Origin of the sequence: Micromonospora sp. NPDC050686, from assembly GCF_040654475.1 — a bacterium.
Lineage (GTDB): Bacteria > Actinomycetota > Actinomycetes > Mycobacteriales > Micromonosporaceae > Micromonospora.
The window spans coordinates 176,129-195,007 of record NZ_JBFAID010000004.1 but is presented as its reverse complement, the minus strand read 5'-3'; the positions used below and the strand labels follow the sequence as shown (position 1 = coordinate 195,007).

Annotated in this window: 16 protein-coding genes; 7 read left to right on the top strand and 9 right to left on the bottom strand. The window is 74.2% G+C overall.

Annotated elements, in window-relative coordinates; genetic code table 11:
- Window positions 1-23 precede the first annotated feature (23 nt).
- Complete coding sequence (locus AB0H57_RS06090) at window positions 24-1,208, top strand: PP2C family protein-serine/threonine phosphatase (protein ID WP_357503177.1); 1,185 nt, start codon at window positions 24-26, stop codon at window positions 1,206-1,208.
- A gap of 127 nt (window positions 1,209-1,335) precedes the next feature.
- Here the strand turns inward: AB0H57_RS06090 and AB0H57_RS06085 are convergent, their stop codons facing one another.
- Entirely contained in the window at window positions 1,336-1,851 is a 516-nt protein-coding gene (locus AB0H57_RS06085) for a MarR family transcriptional regulator (RefSeq protein WP_357503175.1), read from the bottom strand.
- A 97-nt stretch (window positions 1,852-1,948) separates the two neighbouring features.
- Between AB0H57_RS06085 and AB0H57_RS06080 the strand changes: the two genes are divergently transcribed.
- Entirely contained in the window at window positions 1,949-3,079 is a 1,131-nt protein-coding gene (locus AB0H57_RS06080; protein WP_357503173.1) for a PP2C family protein-serine/threonine phosphatase, read from the top strand.
- A 37-nt stretch (window positions 3,080-3,116) separates the two neighbouring features.
- Here the strand turns inward: AB0H57_RS06080 and AB0H57_RS06075 are convergent, their stop codons facing one another.
- The 7 genes from AB0H57_RS06075 to AB0H57_RS06045 form a co-directional block, all read right to left on the bottom strand.
- Complete coding sequence (locus AB0H57_RS06075; RefSeq protein ID WP_357503171.1) at window positions 3,117-4,601, bottom strand: sugar transferase; 1,485 nt, start codon at window positions 4,599-4,601, stop codon at window positions 3,117-3,119.
- 204 nt (window positions 4,602-4,805) lie between these two features.
- On the bottom strand, window positions 4,806-6,548 hold the full coding sequence (locus tag AB0H57_RS06070) for a substrate-binding domain-containing protein (RefSeq protein ID WP_357503169.1): 1,743 nt from the start codon (window positions 6,546-6,548) through the stop codon (window positions 4,806-4,808).
- A gap of 191 nt (window positions 6,549-6,739) precedes the next feature.
- On the bottom strand, window positions 6,740-7,774 hold the full coding sequence (locus AB0H57_RS06065) for a lactonase family protein (protein WP_357503167.1): 1,035 nt from the start codon (window positions 7,772-7,774) through the stop codon (window positions 6,740-6,742).
- A 128-nt stretch (window positions 7,775-7,902) separates the two neighbouring features.
- Window positions 7,903-8,457, bottom strand: a complete 555-nt coding sequence (locus AB0H57_RS06060) for an ATP/GTP-binding protein (protein ID WP_357503322.1) — start codon at window positions 8,455-8,457, stop codon at window positions 7,903-7,905.
- 28 nt (window positions 8,458-8,485) lie between these two features.
- Window positions 8,486-8,875, bottom strand: a complete 390-nt coding sequence (locus AB0H57_RS06055) for a DUF742 domain-containing protein (RefSeq protein WP_357503165.1) — start codon at window positions 8,873-8,875, stop codon at window positions 8,486-8,488.
- Window positions 8,865-9,284, bottom strand: coding sequence for a roadblock/LC7 domain-containing protein (locus AB0H57_RS06050; protein WP_357503163.1), 420 nt, complete (start codon window positions 9,282-9,284; stop codon window positions 8,865-8,867). Before AB0H57_RS06050 ends, AB0H57_RS06055 begins: the two co-directional genes overlap by 11 nt.
- On the bottom strand, window positions 9,281-11,770 hold the full coding sequence (locus AB0H57_RS06045) for a nitrate- and nitrite sensing domain-containing protein (RefSeq protein ID WP_357503161.1): 2,490 nt from the start codon (window positions 11,768-11,770) through the stop codon (window positions 9,281-9,283). Before AB0H57_RS06045 ends, AB0H57_RS06050 begins: the two co-directional genes overlap by 4 nt.
- Before the next feature lie 288 nt (window positions 11,771-12,058).
- Here AB0H57_RS06045 and AB0H57_RS06040 point away from each other — a divergent pair, with 288 nt between their 5' ends.
- The 3 genes from AB0H57_RS06040 (at window position 12,059) to AB0H57_RS06030 (ending at window position 14,376) form a co-directional block, all read left to right on the top strand.
- Window positions 12,059-12,655 (top strand): hypothetical protein, encoded by a 597-nt coding sequence (locus AB0H57_RS06040; protein WP_357503159.1) that lies wholly within the window; start codon window positions 12,059-12,061, stop codon window positions 12,653-12,655.
- A 13-nt stretch (window positions 12,656-12,668) separates the two neighbouring features.
- On the top strand, window positions 12,669-13,646 hold the full coding sequence (locus AB0H57_RS06035) for a hypothetical protein (RefSeq protein WP_357503157.1): 978 nt from the start codon (window positions 12,669-12,671) through the stop codon (window positions 13,644-13,646).
- A gap of 355 nt (window positions 13,647-14,001) precedes the next feature.
- Entirely contained in the window at window positions 14,002-14,376 is a 375-nt protein-coding gene (locus tag AB0H57_RS06030) for a hypothetical protein (protein WP_357503155.1), read from the top strand.
- Between the two features lie 157 nt (window positions 14,377-14,533).
- On the opposite strand, the gene AB0H57_RS06025 is transcribed toward AB0H57_RS06030, so the two are convergent.
- A complete protein-coding gene (locus AB0H57_RS06025) occupies window positions 14,534-16,324 on the bottom strand; it encodes a glycoside hydrolase family 6 protein (RefSeq protein ID WP_357503153.1) in 1,791 nt (596 codons plus the stop codon).
- 547 nt (window positions 16,325-16,871) lie between these two features.
- Here AB0H57_RS06025 and AB0H57_RS06020 point away from each other — a divergent pair.
- Both AB0H57_RS06020 and AB0H57_RS06015 read left to right on the top strand, forming a co-directional pair.
- A complete protein-coding gene (locus AB0H57_RS06020) occupies window positions 16,872-17,972 on the top strand; it encodes a hypothetical protein (protein WP_357503151.1) in 1,101 nt (366 codons plus the stop codon).
- 79 nt (window positions 17,973-18,051) lie between these two features.
- On the top strand, window positions 18,052-18,843 hold the full coding sequence (locus tag AB0H57_RS06015; RefSeq protein WP_357503320.1) for a class F sortase: 792 nt from the start codon (window positions 18,052-18,054) through the stop codon (window positions 18,841-18,843).
- The last annotated feature ends 36 nt before the right edge of the window (window positions 18,844-18,879 follow it).

Sequence of the window (18,879 nt, the reverse complement as noted above, 5' to 3'; positions counted from 1 at the left end):
GGCGCGGATGCCCGTCGGTACCCTTGCCGGAAGGCAACGGTCCGGACCGAGGAGCGCACTACCTTCGACGCCGAACACACCACCCACCGCCCACCGACCACCGGCCGCACTGGCTCCGGTACGCCGACGGCGAGCCGGCCCCGGTCACCGGCGTCGGTGGCGGGGGGCTGGCCGGCTCGGTGCCGGGGCTCGCCGAGGCGCTCGACGGCGTCGCCACCGAGCCCACCCCGTGGCTCGACGCCGAACTGGCCGACCTCACCCCGCTGCTCCCCGCCGGGTTCGGCCGGCCGGGCACCGTACTGGTCAACCCGATGCTCAGCGCCGGCGGCCCGGCGGGCGCGCTGATCCTGATCCGGCGCCCCGAGCGGCCCGGCTTCGACCGCCGCGAGATCGAGCTGGCCCGCGAGTTCGCCGCCCGGGCCGGCGCGGCCCTGGCCGCCGCCGAGCTGTACGGCGAGCAGACCCACCTGGCCCGGGTGCTTCAGCAGAGCCTGCTCCCGCCCGAGCTGCCGGCCGTGGCCGGGGCGAGCCTGGCCGGCGGGTACCGCGCGGCCGGCGACAGCCTGCGCATCGGCGGCGACTTCTACGAGGTCTTCCGCACCGTCGACGGGGCGATGTTCGCCCTCGGCGATGTCTGTGGCAAGGGTGTCGGCGCGGCCGTGCTCACCGGCCGGGTACGCCAGTCCCTGCGGACGCTCCGGCTGGTCGAGAACCGGCCGCGGGAACTGCTGGAGCTGCTCAACCGGACGATGCTCGACTCGCCCGACGCGGCCCGGCGCGCCCAGTTCACCACCCTGCTGCTCGGCACGCTCACCGGTGAACCCGACGGCGGGCTGCGGATCCGGTTCGCCGGTGGCGGCCACCCCGCCCCGCTGGTGGCCCGCGCCGACGGCACGGTCAGCCAGGTCACCGTCGGTGGCATGCCGGTCGGCGCGCTGGCCGCGCCCCGGTTCGTCGAGGCAGAGGTACGGCTGGCGCCCGGGGACCTGCTGCTGGCCTATACGGACGGGGTGACCGACGCCCGGGGCGGGCCGCCGGACATCCGGATGTTCGGCGAGGAGCGGCTGCGCCGGGCGCTCGCCTCGGCGGCCGGCCTGCCGCCCGCGGTGGTGGTGGAACGGCTGCTCCAACTCGTCGACGAGTGGCTCGACGGGCCCGGCCAGGACGACATCGCGATGCTCGTCATCGGTGCCACGAAACGCAGGTGACGCCGCTCGACGGCCAAGACATACAGCACGACATGCGGCAGCTCGCGCCCATCCCCGCCCTGGACAGGCCAACATGCGGGGAGTCGGCGCCCGCCCGCGCCCGTCCCCGGCCGTCAGCCGGGCCCGGTCAGGCGGACCGGATGACGGGCGGAACGTCGAGCTGCCAGCCGGGCCCCGGGTCGACGGGACCGGCCGGGGCCGGTAACTCCCGCGGCGGTTCCCCGGCCTCCTGCCGCCGGCGGGCGGCCTCGTCGAACTCCGCCACCCCGGCCAGCAGCGCCTCCCGGCCGTCCGGGCTCATCCCGGCGAGGATCTCGGCCAGCCGCCGTCTCCGGTCGTCGCGCAGCTCGGCCAGGAGCCCGCGCGACTCCGGCGTGAGGTGCAGGCAGATCTCCCGCCGGTCGGCCCGGCTCGGCTCGCGCTCCAGCATGCCGGCGGCCACCAGCCGGTCGCAGAGCCGGCTGGCGGAGGAGAGCAGCATGTCGAGGCGGTTGGCGAGCCGACGGAGGTTGATCCCGTCGTGCTGCTCGACCACCATCACGGCGCGTAGCTGGGCGGTGGAGAGTCGACTCGTCGTCCGTTCCCGGGCGGCCTCCCAGACACCGAGCAGCGTGGCCGCCGCCTCGTCGAGCGCGGCGGCCATACTCGCTTCTGGTCCGCTGGGAGCGGGTACATGAGCCATGGTGGGTCGAGACTACCCCCGGTGAGAAAGCATGGGACCTGGGCGGAAGGAGCACGTGATGAGCGGACCGGACGACGAGGCACGAAGGGTGCTGATCGACGCGCCCGCCGACCTGTTGCTCGACCGGCTCACCGCTGAGCTGGACCGGGCGTACGGCGTCATCCGTGCGGAGCTGCTCCAGGTCGACTACCGGCTCTCGGCGCTGGTGCCGTTCACGAAGGGTGACCCGATCACCTCGCCCGGCCACCCCGCCTGGCGCTGCTTCGACCACCAGCAGCCGGTCGTCGCCGACGGCACCGGCTACTTCCCGGTCAGCATGCGCGGCGAGCGACGCGGGGTGCTGCGGCTCGGCCCGGTCCGCGACGACCGGGCGCTCGTCGCGGAGCTGTCCGGCATCGCCACCGCGCTCGCCCACGAGCTGGCGGCCGTCACCGCCAGCACGGACCTCTACCGGACCGCCCGGCGGACCCGGCGGCTCACGCTCGCCGCCGAGATCCAGTGGGAGCTGTTGCCCGGGCGCAGCCGGATCCGGCCGTCGTTCAGCCTGGCCGGGCAGCTCGAGCCGGCGTACGCGGTGCGCGGGGACAGCTTCGACTGGTCCGACGACGGGCACCGGCTGTGGCTGGCGGTGATCAACGGCATGGGCGAGGGGGTCGCCGCCTCGATGCTCACCTCGCTGGCCGTGCACGCCCTGCGCAACGCCCGGCGGGCCGGGCTGGCGCTGGCCGACCAGGCGGCCCTGGCCGACCAGGCGATCTATGCGCAGCACCGGGGTGACCAGCACGTCTCCGCCCTGTTGATCGAGCTGGACCTCGCCGACGGGGCGATGACCGTGGTGGACGCCGGCTCGCCCCGGATGGTGCTGCTACGCGCCGGCGAGATCACCGAGCAGCCGCTGGAGCAGCAGTTTCCGTTGGGCATGTTCGACGGAACGGACTACCGCCCGCAGCGGTTCGAGCTGCGCCGCGGGGACCGGCTCTTCGTGCTCAGCGACGGGGTGATGGAGGCGACCGGCACCGACGCCCGGTACGGCGAGAGCGCGCTGGACCGCTTCCTGCGGCGTACCGGCCCGATGGCACCGCTGGACGCGGTCCGCTCGCTCCTCGGGGACCTGCGCGCCTTCGTCGCCGGTGACCTGGTCGACGACGCCGTGGTGGTGTGCCTGGACTGGCTCGGCCCGCAGCCCTGACCGGCCCGCGCGTACTGACCGGCCGGGATCGCGCCGGTCAGTACGCCCCGCGGCCCCGCAGCACCGCGCCGACCGTCTTCCACAGGATGGTCAGGTCGGCGGCGAGCGACCAGTTCTCCACGTAGTAGAGGTCGAGCCGGATGCCGTCCTCCCAGCTCAGGTCGGACCGGCCGCTGACCTGCCAGAGCCCGGTCATGCCCGGCTTGACCAGCAGCCGGCGGGCCACGTCGCCGTCGTACCGGGCCACCTCGGAGGGCAGCGGTGGACGGGGACCGACCAGGCTCATCTGCCCGAGCAGCACGTTGACCAGTTGGGGCAGCTCGTCCAGGGACCACTTGCGCAGCAGCCGGCCGACGCGGGTGACCCGGGGGTCGTCGCGCATCTTGAACAGCAGCCCGTCGGTCTCGTTGCGGGCGGCCAGCTCCGCCAGCAGCGCGTCGGCGTTGACCACCATGGTGCGGAACTTGAAGACGCCGAACTCCTGGCCGCCCCGGCCCACCCGGACCTGCCGGAACAGCACCGGCCCCCGGCTGTCCAGCTTGACCGCCAGGCAGATCACCGCGAGCAGCGGCAGCAGCAGGGCCAGGGCCAGCGCCGCGGTGGTCCGGTCGACCAGGCCCTTGACCAGCTTCCGGGCGCCCCGGAACTCGGGTGCCTCGACGTGGATCAGCGGCAGCCCGGCCACCGGCCGGGTGTGGATCCGCGGACCGGCGACGTCGGTCAGCGCGGGGGCCAGCACCAGGTCCACGCCGGTGCCCTCGAGCTGCCAGCCCAGCCGGCGCAACCGGGCGGCGGTCAGCTCACCGGAGGCGGTGACCGCCACGGTGTCCGCGCCGATCGCGGTGGCCGCCTCCGGGATGCCGCGGAACGAGCCCACCACCGGCACGTCGTCCAGCCGCTGCGGGACCGGGGCCAGCAGCGCGTCCGGGATGCAGGCGCCGACCACGTGGTAGCCGGCGTACGGTTCCCGGCGCAACGTGTGCACCAGCTCCAGCACGTGGGCGGTGTCCCCCACCACCAGCATCTTGCGGGACCAGCCGGTGCCCCGCCGACGGGCCCGGTGCAGCCATTTGCGGGCCACGAACCGGGCCACCTCCAGGCCGACGGTGCCCAGCGCGAAGGTGATGGCCAGGAAGCCCCGGGACACCCCGACGTCGGTGATGTACCCGGCGATGGCCAGGCCACCGGCCATCCGCAGGCTGGCCGTGCTGATCCGGCGGTACTCGTCGGCGCCGTACCCGACCACCCGGTCGTCGTAGCAGCGCAGCGCCTTGAGCGACACCAGCCAGGTGGCCACCAGGCCGGGCGCCAGCAGCACGTACGGGACGGTCGAGCCGCTCGGGTCGGCGGCGCCGAAGCGGAGCAGGTAGCCCGCCACCACCGCCACCGACAGCACCGCCGTGTCCAGCACCACCAGGTTGTGCAGGTACCCGCGCTGGGCGGCGCGGGCCGCCGAGCGCGGTGTCTCGTACGCCGGCCGTGACGACGTTCCGCTCGGGGTCAACAGTGTCGCCGTGGCCACCGGGCCTCCCCTCCGCCGTCGCCGGGGCCGGTGACCGGCCCGGTGCGGGCGGGCGGCTCCGAAGCGCTTCCGACATCTTGCCGGACAATTACGGTGGCCGATTGCTTTCGACGGGTTACCGTCTGTTCCCTTGCTCGGCACGGGGCCAAAAAGCCTTCCGCCGCACCGGATTTCCGGTGCGGCGGGGGCGACGTCCGAGGGTGGTCAGCGGGGGGCGTTCGGCCGCAGCGCGATCGCCTTCAGGAAGATGTCGCCGATCTTCGACGGGTCCTCGGTGACGAAGTTGCCGCCACCGGTGACCTTGGTGATCGCCTCCAGCTCGGCCTTGCTGACCTCGCCACCGATGCCGATGATGACCACCTGCACCGGCTTCTCCGGGTCGGCGATCCGCTTGAGCTCGGCCAGCAGCTGCGCCTGGCTGATGCCGTCGTCGTCGTCGTTCTTGCCGTCGGTGAAGAGCACCACCGAGTTGACCCGGCCCGGCTCCCACTCGTCCTGCACCGCCTTGTACGCGGCCAGCATCGTGTCGTACAGGCCGGTGTTCCCCCGCGACGGCTTCACGCCGGCGAGCCCCTGCTCGAGCTTGCCCCGCTGGCTGGACAGCGGCGCGATCGGGACCACCTCCCGCCAGTCCTGGTTGCCGATCAGCTTGGTGGAGAAGGTCCACAGGCCGATCGACCAGGAGTCGTCGAACAGCCCCAGGCCCCGGCTGGCCGCGGCGACGGTGACCTGCGCCCGGCTGGCGTTGTTGGCGCTGGCCACCGGCTCCTTCATCGAGCCGGACACGTCGATGACGCAGAGCATTCGGCCGGACTGGGTGGCGATGGACCAGCCGGAGACGGCACGCTCGATGGCCACCGGGTCCAGCCCGCCGGCCGCGGTGCCGCCCGCCGGTGGCACCGTCTTCGCGCCCCCGGCCGGGCTCGGCGCGCCCTGCGGCGCCTTGAACCCGTCACCCCAGTTGCCGTCGGGCGCCCGCAGCGCCTGCGCCGCCAGCCGGTTGCGGAAGCCCGGCGTGGTGAGCAGCTCGTAGAGCACCCGGGCAGCGGAGGCCTTGGCCGGCTCGATGCCGGGCAGCACCGCGTACGGGTAGTCCAGCGGCATCGGCGACGGCTCGAGGTAGAGCGCGGCCAGCGGGATCGGCGGCTTGGTCTGGTTGTAGGCGATGACGTCCTCTTCGGACAGCGCGGCGGCGCCGAGACCGCTGGCGACCGCCGTCGGGTCGGTGGAGCGCGGGAAGCGGGCGAGCAGGTCCTGGCGCAGCGCCGACCGGCCGGTGGCCAGCGCGCGCAGTGCGCCGGTGGTGGCCTTCTGGGCGTCGCCGCCCGAGCCGCTGGCGGCCGCGGTCAAGGAGAGCAGCCCGGACAGGCCGGCCGCGTCCTGGGTCGGTTCGACGATCCCGGCTCTTATCGGCTTGTCGCTGCTCACCTGTCGGAGCAGGTCGATCCAGGTGACCTTCTTCTCCGGCCAGCCGAAGCGGGACGTGGCCACCGGCTCGGGCACCGCGACCACCACCGGGCTGCGGGCGATGGACTGTCCGTTGCCGGGGGCGAAGGCGGCGGCGCCGCCGGTCTTCAGCCGCAGCAGCCAGGTCGAGGAGTCCGGCACCCAGATGTCGGGGGTGATCGCCGTGCCGCTGGCCTGGCCGACGCCGGCGAGGCGGGCGCCGTGTTTGCTGGCCACCGCGGCGGCCACGTCGACCGAGTCGGAGGCGGCCACGTTCACCGCGATGCAGGTACCGCCGACCGCGGCACCGTCGGAGACCCACTGGGCCGCGGCGCCCTGGATCGCCGGCGCCACCTCCGGGGCGGCGGCCACCGAGAGCTCGATCTTGCCGGCGCAGGCCGGCTGGGCGAGCTGCTGGTAACCGAACCAGGATCCCGCGACGACGACGACGAGCGCGGTGGCCGCCGCGGCGGCTCCTGCTCCTCGGATACTTGAACGCATGCGATGGCGGCCTGACACGGTGACCATCTTGCGTATCTCGTGGGGTTACCGCCACAACCGTTCGGACGAAAGTTACTCAGGAGCAACAGTTGATCGCCAAACTGCTACAGTGAGTGGTCGGTCAGTCTCGTGGCGTTCCGAGTCCACTGCGGACGGCGGCCTCCCGATCACCGAAGGCCGACCGCGGCGGCTCAGGGCAGCACGCAGGTGGGGCTCGGCACGGCCACCGGCTCACCCACCACGGTCGGTACGCCCGTCACCGGGTCCACCCGGAAGATCCTGATCATCTCGGCCCGCTCGTCGGCCACGTACAGGTGCTCCCCGGCCAGCGCGAAGTGCCGCGGCCACCCGCCGCCGGTGTCCACCTCCGCGATCAGCTCCGGCAGCTCGCCGGCCAGCGCGAAGACCGCGACCGTGCCGACGCCGCGGTTGCCCACGTAGAGGAACCGGCCGTCCGCCCCGACCCCGACCTCGGAGGGCTGGACGTGCCCGGCCCGCCCGCTGGCGTCCACCCGGCCGCGCTGGTGCAGCGCCCCGTCGCGCAGCGCGTACGCGGTGACCGTGCCGTCCAGTTCGCCGACGAGCCAGGCCCGCTGCCCGTCCGGGTGCCGGGCCAGGTGCCGCGGGCCCGCCCCCGCCGCGGTGCGCATCCGGGGGCCGGTGGGCAACAGCCGCCCGGTGTCGGCGTCGAGGTCGTACCGGTAGACCGAGTCGGTGCCGAGGTCGACGGCGAGCAGCGGCCCCCGGTCCGGGTCCGGGGAGACCATGTGGGTGTGCGCCCGGTCCTGGCGCTCCGGGTCCGGCCCGTGCCCCTCGTGCCGGACCAGGTCGCTGCGCTCGCCGGGAACGCCGGCCGGGTCGAGCGGGAAGACGGCCACGCTGCCCCCGCCGTAGTTGGCCACGAAGAGGTGCCGGCCGTCCGGGGCGACCGCCAGGTGGCAGGGTTCCGCCCCGCCGGTGGGCCGGACCCCCAGCGGGTCGAGGGCGCCGTCGGGGCCGACCCGGAAGGCGGTCACCTCCCCCTCGGGCAGCTCGTTGACCGCGTACAGCACGGGCCGGGCGGGGTGCCGGACGAGGAAGGACGGCGACGGCGTGACGGCCACCGTGCCGAGCGGGGTCAGCGCCCCGGTGGCCGGGTCCCGGCGGGCGGCCAGGATGCCCTCGGCCCGCCCGTCGCTGTGCGCCGTGTAACCGCCGATGTGGACGATCGTGCCCTGATCCGCCACCGGACCCACCCTTCCGCCGAACTTCACCGTCGCTGTTCCGCTCTCCCAGGATCACCGTTTCCCAGGATCGCCGATCTCAGCCCTGTTTCCGCGGATTCGCCGACGGTGACCGTGGGCGCGGCACCGGATCAGGCCACCGGCACCGGCTCGCCGCGCTGCCGCGCCACGTGCTCGACCAGGGAGATCAGCAGCAGCTTGCCGGACTGCCGCTCGCGGGCGTCGCAGAGCAGCAGCGGCACGTCCGGATCGAGGTCGATGGCGCGCCGCACCGACTCCAGGCCGAACCGGCGGGCGCCCTCGAAGCAGTTCACCCCCACCACGAACGGGATGCCGCGCTGCTCAAAGTAGTCGATGGAGGGGAAGCAGTCGGCCAGCCGGCGGGTGTCGGCCAGCACCACCGCGCCGAGCGCACCGAAGGCCAGCTCGTCCCAGAGGAACCAGAACCGGTCCTGACCGGGCGTGCCGAACAGGTAGACCTGGAGATCCTCGTTGATGGTGATCCGGCCGAAGTCCATCGCCACCGTGGTGGTCCTCTTGCCCTCCACGCCGGAGATGTCGTCGGTGTCGCTGCCGGCGTCGGTGAGGATCTCCTCGGTCTGCAGCGGCCGGACCTCGCTCAGCGCGCTCACCAGCGTCGTCTTGCCGACCCCGAAGCCCCCCGCGACGAGGATCTTCAGGGCCATCGGGATCCGGTCCACGGGTACCTCCCGGTCACAGCGCACGGAGTCCACTGACCACCGCCTTGAGGATGTCGTCGTCGTACGGGCGAGGGACGGACGCCGGCTCGTACACCGTCACGAGCCCGCGGGTGAGCAGGTCGCCCAGCAGCACCCGGACCACGCCGACCGCGAGGTCGAGCTGGGCGGCGAGCTCCGCCACCGGCACCGCGCGCCGGGCCAGCTCGACCAGCCGCCGGTGCTCCGGCTGGAGGAGCGGGTGGGCCGCCGGGTCCACGCCCGCGTCGGCACGGACCAACGCCATGAGGCCGAGCCCCAGCGCCGGCGACCGCACCCGGCCGCCGGTGAGGGTGTACGGGCGGACGACCGGGCCGGCCGCGCCGTCCACCCACTCGTGCCGCGACCGCGGTCGGTCAGCCCGCATCGAACACCTCCGGTTCCGTCCGGGCCGGCGCGCTCAGGTACTCGCCGACCCGGATGACGAGCATCGCCATCTCGTAGGCCACCAGGCCGATGTCCGCGTCGGCCTCGCTGACGACGGCCAGGCAGGCGCCCTGCCCGGCCGCGGTCACGAAGAGGTACGCCGACTCCATCTCCACCACGGTCTGCCGGACCGCGCCACCGGCCAGGTGCCGGGTCGCGCCCTTGGCCAGGCTGGAGAAGCCCGAGGCGAGCGCGCTGAGGTGTTCGGCGTCGTCGCGGTCGAGGTGGGTCGACGCGCCCAGCAGCAGGCCGTCGGCCGAGAGCACGACCGCCTGCTGGGCGGCCGGTACCCGGGCCACCAGCTCGTCGAGCAGCCAGTCCAGGGCCGGGCCCTGCTTCGTCGTGTTCACGTCCGGGTGTCCCTCTCGGTCGCGGTGCGGGGTTCCCCGGCCGGCGCCGGGGCCGGCGGAGCCGGTTCGGAGGCCGGTTGCCCGCCCCCGGTTCGGTCGGTGTCGCCCGCCGGGGTGCCGGACCCGGCCGGCGTCTCCGGGCCGTTCCCGGCCGGCGTCGGGGCGCCGGCCCCCGGGGCGGGGTGCGGGGCAGGGTGCGGGCCAGGGGCGGGGTGCGGGCCAGGGGCGGGGTGCGGGCCAGGGGCGGGGTGCGGGCCCGGGGCGGAATGCGGGCCCGGGGCGGGGGACGCCCCGGCCGGTCCGTCGGAGCGGGCGCCGTCGCGGCGCCCCCGGGCGGTGCCGGCCTGGAGTGCGGCCATCGCCCGGCGAGCCTCCTCGGGCGAGCGGGCCGCCGGCTCCCCGACCGACCGGACGGGAGCCGCCGGCCCCCGCCGGCGCACCCGCCGGGGCAGCCCGTCGGGCTCGTCGGCCGGTTCGACCAGCGAGGCCCGCGCCGGCGCCGGGCGGGTACGGGACCCGCCACCGGTGCGGGCCCGGGGCACGGTGGCGGTTCGGGTGGCCCGGACCGGCCGGGCCGCCGCCGCGGGTATCGCCGGGGGTGGCGGCTCGGTGGTGATCAGATCCGCGGGTATCCGCACCTCGGCGGTCACCCCGCCGGGCGCGGCGACGTGCAGCCGCACCTCGATGCCGTGCCGGGCCGCGAGCCGGGCCACCACGAACAGCCCGAGCCGGGCGCTGTCGGCCGGATCGAACTCCGGCGGCCGGGCCAGCCGGCTGTTCGCGTCCGCGAGGGCCCGGGCCGGCATGCCGAGGCCCTGGTCGGTCACCCGCACGGCGTAGCCGTTCGCCTCGGCCACCCCGGCGACCGAAACCCGGGTGTCCGGCGGGGAGTACGCCGTGCCGTTCTCGATCAGCTCGGCGAGCAGGTGGATGACGTCGCCCACCGCCCGTCCGACCACGCCGGCCGGCTGCACCGCGGTGATGTCGACCCGGTCGTAGGACTCCACCTCGGAGATCGCGCCGCGGATCACGTCCACCATGGCGACCGGCTCGCGCCAGCCCCGGCTCGGTGCCGCCCCGGCCAGGATGACCAGGTCCTCGGCGTGCCGGCGCAACCGGGTGGCCAGGTGATCGACCTGGAAGAGCGCGGCCAGCTCGTCCGGATCCTCGGTGTGCCGTTCCATCCGGTCCAGCAGGGCCAGCTGGCGGTGCACCAGCCCCTGGCTGCGCCGGGCGAGGTTGAGGAACACCTCGTTGAGCCCGCGGCGCAGCGTCACCTCGTCCACCGCGGCCCGCACGGCGGTGCGCCGTACCTGGTTGAACGCGCGCCCCACCTGACCGATCTCGTCGGCGCCGTGGTCCAGCGGCGGCGCCTCCCGGTCGACGTCGACCTGTTCGCCGCGGCGCAGCCGGGCCACCACGTCGGGCAGCCGTTGGTCGGCCATGTCCAGCGCCGCGCCGCGTACGGCGGTGAGGCGTCGCGCCAGCGAGCGACCCACCCGCACCGCGACCAGGACGGAAGCCACCACCGCGGTCAACCCGACCAGCCCGGCGACCGCCAGCCGGGCCAGGATCCCGATCGCGACCGGCACCGAGCGGTCGGCCAGCCCGTCGGCCTCGGCCAGCTCGAACTCGCGCAGCCGCTGCTGCACGGCGTCGTAACTGGCCTGCCAGGCCGCCACGTCGAGTTGCGGGCGGGTCGCCGAGCGGGCGCGGAGCAGCCCGTCCTGCAGGGCGCGCAGCCGGACGAACTCCGCCGACTCGGCCAGCCGCTGGTAGGCGGCGCGATCCTCGGCCGGCAGGTCGACCAGCGCGGTCTCGACCAGGAACCGCTGGTTGTCGATGACGCGGACCAGCTGCTCGGGCTCGCCCTCGGCGAAGCGGCCGGCGGTGACCGCGCCGGCCAGCAGGGCGTCCGCCTGGCCGAGCAGCTCCCGCGAGCGGCCGAGCGCGGTCACCGCCAGCGCCTGCCGGTTGAGGTCGGCGTCGGGCAGCGACGCCATCCCGGCGAACGCCTGGAAGGCCGAATCGATCATGCTGCTGTACAGGCCGATGGCGCCCAGTCGGTCCACCGTCCGCCCGTCGATGAACTCCCGCCCGGCGGGCAGCGCGGCCAGCTCGCCGGTGAGCCTGTCCAGGCGGGCGTCGAGCAGGTCGTTGGCAGCGTCGCGCAGCCGGTCGCCGCCGATCCGGCGGCCCAGCTCGGCGACGGCGGTGTCGGTCCGCGCCCGCTGCTCGGCCAGCGCGGGCAGCGGGGCGCCGCGGGCGAGCTGCACCACGGAGAGCCGGCGCTCGCGTTGCAGCTCGGCGACCACGGTCTCGCCCGGGCGACCCAGGTCGTAGAGGAGGGTCCGGGCGGAGAGCAGGTCCAGCGCCGGGCCGAAGGCGAGCGAGGTGGCGAAGACCCAGAGCGCCAGCAGGGCGGTAACCGGGACCACGACCAGCGCGGTCAGCTTGGAGCGGATCGGCCAGTCGCGGGTGTTCATCAAACCTCGCCCGGAAGGTGTGGCAGCAGTGGCACCGGCTCCGGCCAGGCGAAAGCTGGCCGCGGCGCCAGGCACGGCACGGACGCCTCGGGCAGGATACGTAATCGCCGTCGGGAGCACTACCGGCTGTCTCGCCGACGATCACCGCCCGAAGGCCCGGGGGCACCCGGGGCGATCGGCCCGGAGCTTTTCTGGGACGGCTCAAGTTCTGACGGAAGGCAGGAAAGTCGGCCGAATCGGGATTGGCGATCAGCGGCGGGAGGGAATACCGGTGGCGAAGGAGGAGCCATGTCGCCCACGCAGATAGTCGTTCTGGTTCTCGTCGTCCTGGTGGTCGCGGCGCTGGTCGCCGTGGCCGTTACCGCCTCCCGCCGCCGAGCGCTCCGGCAGCGTTTCGGCCCCGAGTACGACCGCGTCGTCGCCGAGCAGGACAGCCGCGGCGCCGCCGAGCGCGAGCTGCGCGACCGGGAACGCCGGCATGCCGAGCTCGAACTCAACCCGCTCACCCCCGAGTCCCGGGCGACGTACGCGGCCGCCTGGGAGGAGCTCCAGGTCCGGTTCGTCGACTCCCCCGCCGAGACCGTCAGCGAGGCCGACGAGCTGGTCAGCCGGCTGATCGCCGAGCGCGGCTACCCGACCGGCGACTTCTCCGAGCAGATCGCCCACCTCTCCGTCGAGCACGCCCGGACCCTCACCCACTACCGGGACGCCCACGAGATCCGGCTCGCCAACGAGCGCGGCGAGGCCGGCACTGAGGAGCTCCGCCAGGCCCTGGTCCACTACCGGTCCCTCGTCGCCGACCTGCTCGGCGACGAGCCGGTCGGGCGGCAGCTGCCCGGGCAGCACCACCCGGACCGTCCGAACGACGACGTCACCACCCGCTGAGAGGACTTCCGTGATGCGCCAGGAAGAGCAGGCCAACAGCGACCACCCGGAGGCCGTACGGTCCGCGCCGGTGGCGGTGCCCCCGCCGGGCGCCACCACCGATGATCAGCCGCACCCGCACGACCGGGCCGAGGTGCCCGACGAGTCCCTGGACGACCGGGGCACCTTCGGTGATCCGGCGCTGGCCGACGAGCCGGTCGGCGACCGGATGGGCGACGAGGAGGCCGGACGGCCGGAGTTCCACGAGCCGGCGCCGTTGCCCACCGCGTTCGGCGCGGCCACCGTGGGCGACGCCGTCGCCGCCTCGGCGATGGCCAGCGGCCGGCCGGCCGACGAGCGGGACCCGCGGGGCGAGGACACTGCCCGGCCGGGTGACGGCGCGCCGGGGCGTACCGACGCCTTCGACGACGAGCGGGCCGACCCGACGGCGGGCGACCGGCTGCACAGCCGGGAGCACTGGGCGGAGGAGACCGGCGACGAGCGGCGGGACGGCACGCTCGCCGCCGACGGGGCCGGGTACGGCAGCGCCAGCCCGGCCATGGTCGACCCGGACGCCGAGGACCGGGCGGCCGGAGTCGAACCCGGGGCGCACCGGGAGTCGGAGACGGGTACACACCCGCGTACCGCGTCGGAGGCCGGGGTGGCCGCGGCCGGCACCGCCGGGGTGGCCGGCGCCGGCCTCGCCGCGGCGGCCCGACCGGCGGCCGGGGGCGTGCCGACCGACGCCGCGACCCTCTTCGAGCCGGCCGTCGCGCAGCGCTTCCGGGACCGCTGGCGCGACGTCCAGCTGCGCTTCGTCGACGACCCGCGGGCCGCCGCGGGCGAGGCGCAGTCGCTGGTGGAGGAGGCCATCCAGGCGCTCTCCTCGGCGCTGACCGCGCAGCGGGACAAGCTGGGCGGCTGGCAGGACGCCGGCTCGGCGGACACCGAGCAGCTGCGGATGGCCGTGCGCCAGTACCGCGACTTCCTGGACCGGGTGCTCGGACGCTGAGGCCACGACCACGGGAGCCCCCCGGCCGGTGGACCGGCCGGCTGCTCTGTCAGCTACCCGGACCACGCGCCGAGCGTGAAACGGCGCGAACGGGGTCAGAGCGGACTCGGCGCGAACGGGTTGCGATGACCCGGCACCGCCGCGGCGGAGATCGACAAGGCCGCAGGGCCTGCGGATCAACCTGTCGGCCGGCCCGGTCATGCTGGTCTTCGGCCTGATCACGCTGGCCTGGCAGTGGCTCAGCCCCAACGAGACGCCGGAGCCGCACTACGGCGAGGAGCGCCCGTAGCCGGCATGTCCCGGCCCCCGGCGGGTACCTCAGGGCAGTCACGAAGCCGGACAGGAGGGCAGACCGATGACCGATCGGGACCGGGAACGGCCGCTGGAGGAGAGCCCCGAGGTGGCGGCGGCGGTGGACGACGAGACCACGGTGCCGCAGCTGGTCACCGGCGGCGGCACCGACCCGGACAACCCGTCCTTCGCCGAGCCCGGGGAGACCGGCGCGGCGACCGAGGATCTGCTCGGCGACCCGTACGCGGCCGGCACGGGCGCCACCGGGACCGGCACGGGCGCCGGCGGGGACAACATCCGCACCGGCGCGGAGCAGCCCTGGGACCCGGAGGACCTGGTGCGGGCCCGGGGCCAGGACCTGACCCCGGAGAACCTGGACCGGGCCCGGCGCGACCTGGCCGAGCTGGGCCGGGCGGCGATCGAGCGCACCGTGCCCTGAGCCGCTCGTCGGCGGCACGACGCGCTCGCGCCGGGCCGCCGGGTGGTGGGCGCGGGGTGGGGCCCCCGGCCGACCGGAGGGGGTCGGGCCGGGGGCCCCGGGGAACCTGCCGCCGCGGTGCCTCACTCCCGCAGCGGCGGGTAAGCCGTTGCGCCGGTCAGGAGAGCGGCGGGTAGGCGTTCTGCATGAGCTGGCTGAACTGCGACGCGAACCAGGCACCCGAGATCGGGGCGTTGGGCAGGGCGCCGCTCAGGTTGTTGCCGTTGCGGGCGTTGCCGGTGTACGTCGGGTCGCACATCCGGTCGAAGCCCTTGCCCTCGTTGTTCGGGATGGCGGTGCTGGAGCCGTCCGACTCGCCCGGGGGCTTCACCCAGACGTACGCGTCGATGCCCGACTCCGGGGCGGCCTTCGGCCGCTCGCCGAGGCCCGCGCCGGCCTGGTTGCACCAGTTGCCGGTGTGGTGACGGCGGTCGACACGCCCGCCGTCGACGTAGGCGTCGACGCTGGTGTTCGGGCCCGGGCCGGTGGGCCGGGCGGTGCCGCCCCAACCGTTGCGGGAGGTGTCGATCAGCATGCCGATGCCGGAGTTGAAGCCGACCTGGACGAGCTTGTTCCGGAACGCCTGGGCGAAGGAGAGCTCGTCGACGTACTGGTTCCAGTCGATCCACTTGGACTGCCGGACCGTCTGGCCGTTCACCGAGTCGGTGACCTTGACGTACGGCTCGCGCAGTGCGGAGTAGTTCGCCGTGTTGACGATGAAGCCGTGCACGTTGTTCACCGTGCTGCCGGACGCCTTGGCGGCGGCCAGGAGCTGGTCGGCGACCGGGCCGAAGTTGCTGTCCCAGCCGATCCAGCCGTGGTGCGCGGCGTCGACGTAGTTGTAGACGTTGCCGATCGCGCCCAGCTTGGCCAGGGCGTAGCCGACGCCGTTGACGTACGCGCCGTTGGCCTTGACGGTGTCACACATGACCGTGCCGCCCGCGTTGCCCGAGGTGTTGGTCACCAGGTTGGGCAGCGAGTCGATCTCGACGATGTTGATGATCCGCAGGCTGGCGTACTTCGGGTCGGCCTGGATCGCGGCGATCGGGTCGATGTACTCGGCCTTGTAGCGGGGCAGCTCGTCCGGGCCCAGCTCGCCGTTGGAGGCCAGCGCGGAGCAGTCCCGGCCGGGCAGGTTGTAGATGACGAACTGGATGTAGCCGGCGCCCTGGGCGAGCGCGGCGTTCAGGTGGTCACGGACGCCCATCGCGCCGTTGGAGCTGCTGTTCGGGGTGCCGTTGATGGCGGCGATCCGGTCGATCCAGACCGCGGTCGGGTTGTTCGACACCCGGCTGCCGCCGGAGACCGACTCGGCCTTGGCCTTCCACTCCGGGTTCACGTACCCCTTGGCCCCGGCGTACGGGTTGTCCACCTTCTGCCCCGGCGGCGGCGTCGTGGGGGGCGGGCTGGTCGGCGGGGTGGTGGTCGGCGGGGTGGTGGTCGGCGGGGTGCTGGTGGGCGGCGTGCTGGTGGGCGGCGTGCCGCCGTTGCAGACCGTCCCGTTCAGGGTGAACGAGGTCGGCTTCGGGTTGCTCCCGCTCCAGGACCCGTTGAAGCCGATGGTGGTGCTGGCCCCGCTGGCCAGCGAGCCGTTGTAGGACTCGTTCTGCGCGGTGACGTTCTGGCCGCTCTGCGACCATCGGGCCGACCAGCCGTTGACGACCTTCTGCGCGCTGTTCGGGAAGCTGAAGCCGAGGTTCCAGGAGCTCAGCGGGTCGCCGAGATTCTTGATCGTCACGGTGCCGGTGAAGCCACCCGGCCAGTCGCTGGTGGTGTAGTCCACGCTGCACTGGGTCGCGGCCTGCGCCGCCGTGACCGGAAGGGTCACCAGTCCACCGGCCACCAGGACGCCCGCGCCGGTCAGCGCGAGCGCCCGGCTACGGCCGGACAGCCTTCTCCACAAATTCATGCCACTGATCTCCTTGGGCGAGACCGGATCCGCGTACGGCCCGGCGAAATCGGCCCGGCGGCGTCCGGTGGGACGGAACGTCGGTGCCACGGGTTTCTTCGAGGGGCGCCCGACCCGGACGGGCGTGGTGGTGGTGAGCGACCGGTGCTTGCCGGTCGGCGGCCCGACGCCGCCCGGATGGACCGGTGCCCTCGGCGTCTGACTCGGCGCGGTGTGGCTCCCCGAACCGCGTGCAAGCGATTCTCGCATGGGAGCGCTTCCATGGCAATGCCTCGATCGCTCGCCGCGCGTGAACCCGGGACCCGCGGACCGGACGGCCCGCCCAACTCCCGCCGGACGCCACAAGGCGACCGAGGCCGCCCGGGGCAGGCGGCAAGGCGGGGCCGGGCGGCAACCCGGCAGATGTGTCGTAGCACCCGAATACGGATCAAGCTCAGCTAAATCCAAAACACGAATGTTTCCCCACATAACTCATGAACCGGTCTAACGTCGGTCGTAGCTCGGATGTTGCCGAGCTCAGGACAACAGGGATGGAGTGACGCAGGTCATGGCAAAGAAGATGCTCGGGAAGGTCGTTGCGGGCGCCGCCCTGGGTGGCGCGTCCCTCCTGGTGTTCTCGCCCGGTTTCGCGTTCGCGGACGGCGGTCACCACGACGGCGAGGACCGGGACGGGAAGGTCTTCGCCAAGCCGCACGTCGTAAAGGCAGGCGACAAGGTCGAACTCACCGAGATCTGCTCGAAGGAGCAGGAGCACGCCTTCGTCTGGTCCAAGGTCACCGGCAAGGTGAAGCTGCACGAGGCCCGCGACGGCGAGGGTGACTGGCGCGACAAGGACAAGGGCGACTGGCGGGACGAGGAGAAGGGCGACCGGCGCGACGAGGACAAGGGCGACCGGCGCGAACCGGAGCAGGGCCGCGAGGAGCACGGCAAGGACGAGCAGGGCAAGCGCGAGCAGGGCAAGCCCGAAGAGGGCAAGCCCGAAGAGGGCAAGCGCGAGCAGGGCAAGGGCGAGCAGGGCAAGGGCGAGCAGGGCAAGCCTGAGCAGGGCAAGGGCGAGCAGGGCCCGGAGAACGGTCCCTGGGAGCCGCAGATGGACGGCCACGGCGGCGGGTTCGCCGCCGACGACTCCGGAGAGAAGCCGGGCCACCCGGGCGAGGGCAAGGAGGAGCACGGCCAGGAGTCCGGCAAGGACTGGAAGGACCACGAGAAGGGCTACGGCGAGGAGCAGGGCCGCGAGGAGCGCGGCGACCACGCCGCCGACGAGTACGGCCAGGACTCCTGGAAGAAGGAGAACGACAAGTACGGCCAGGAGGAGAACTCCTGGAAGAAGGACCAGAAGGAATCCGGCTGGGCCGACGAGTACGGCCGGGGCGAGGACGACTGGGAGCACAAGCGGGACTTCGTCTACTACGGCGAGGCCAGGGTGGACGAGCACGCCAAGCCCGGCCGCTACGAGCTGCAGGGCTCCTGCGGCGAGGGCGAGCTGGTCGTCCTGCCCCGCGGCGGGGTGGACGGCGGCGACGGTGGCATGACCAGCACCGGGCTGGACACGGGCATGGCCGCCGGCGGGGCCGGCATGCTGGGTGCCGCGGCGCTCGGCGGGATCGTGCTGATGCGTCGGCGTCGGACCGATGGTTCGCTCGTCTGACGGGACGGCGACACCGGCCGGCGGCCGTCACGGGAGACCGTGGCGCGCCGCCGGCACGGCCGTCGTCGTCCTGCTGGCCATGATGGGCGCCGGGATGATCGGCGCCTCGACCCGGGGCGGCGCCCTCCCGCTGCGCCCACCGCAGCCACTGGCCCAGGCCGGCCCGGTCACGACGACCACCGGGACCGTTCCGGCCTGGCCGGATGCCGGCATCGAGCAGCCCTCGGCGGAGACCGCCGCACCGGACCCGGCGGCGACCACGCCGGCGGCCGGCGCCGCGGCGGCCCCCGGTGTCGCGCTGGCGCCGGACCCCGCCGGCACCCCCGACGCCGCCCGCACGCCGGACGCGCCCCTGCCACTGGGGGCCGCCGCGCCGGACGTACCCGGTGCGGGCCCGGCCGGGCCCGCCCCGCTGGCCCGATCCGCCCCCACCACCATCTCGATCCCCCGGATCGGGGTGCAGGCCGAGATCATGTCCCTGGGCACCAACCCGGACGGCACCGTCCAGGTGCCGCCGCTGGACGACGCCCTCAAGGCCGGCTGGTACGAACCGGGGGCCAGCCCCGGCGAGACCGGTAACACGGTCATCGTCGGCCACGTCGACTCGGCGAAGATCGGGCCGGCGGTCTTCTTCAACCTCGGGGCGCTGCAACCCGGCGACACCATCACGGTCGCCCGGCAGGACGGGCGGAGCGTCACCTTCACCGTGGACCAGGTGGCGTCGGTGCCGAAGACCCAGTTCCCGGCCGACCAGGTCTACGGCCCGAACGACCAGGCCGGCCTGCGGGTGGTGACCTGCGGGGGCACCTTCGACCAGGCCGCCGGCAGCTACCTGAACAACATCGTCGTCTACGCCACGATGACGAGTTGAGCGGATCGGGCGCGGCCCGGTGCGTGGGGTGATCCC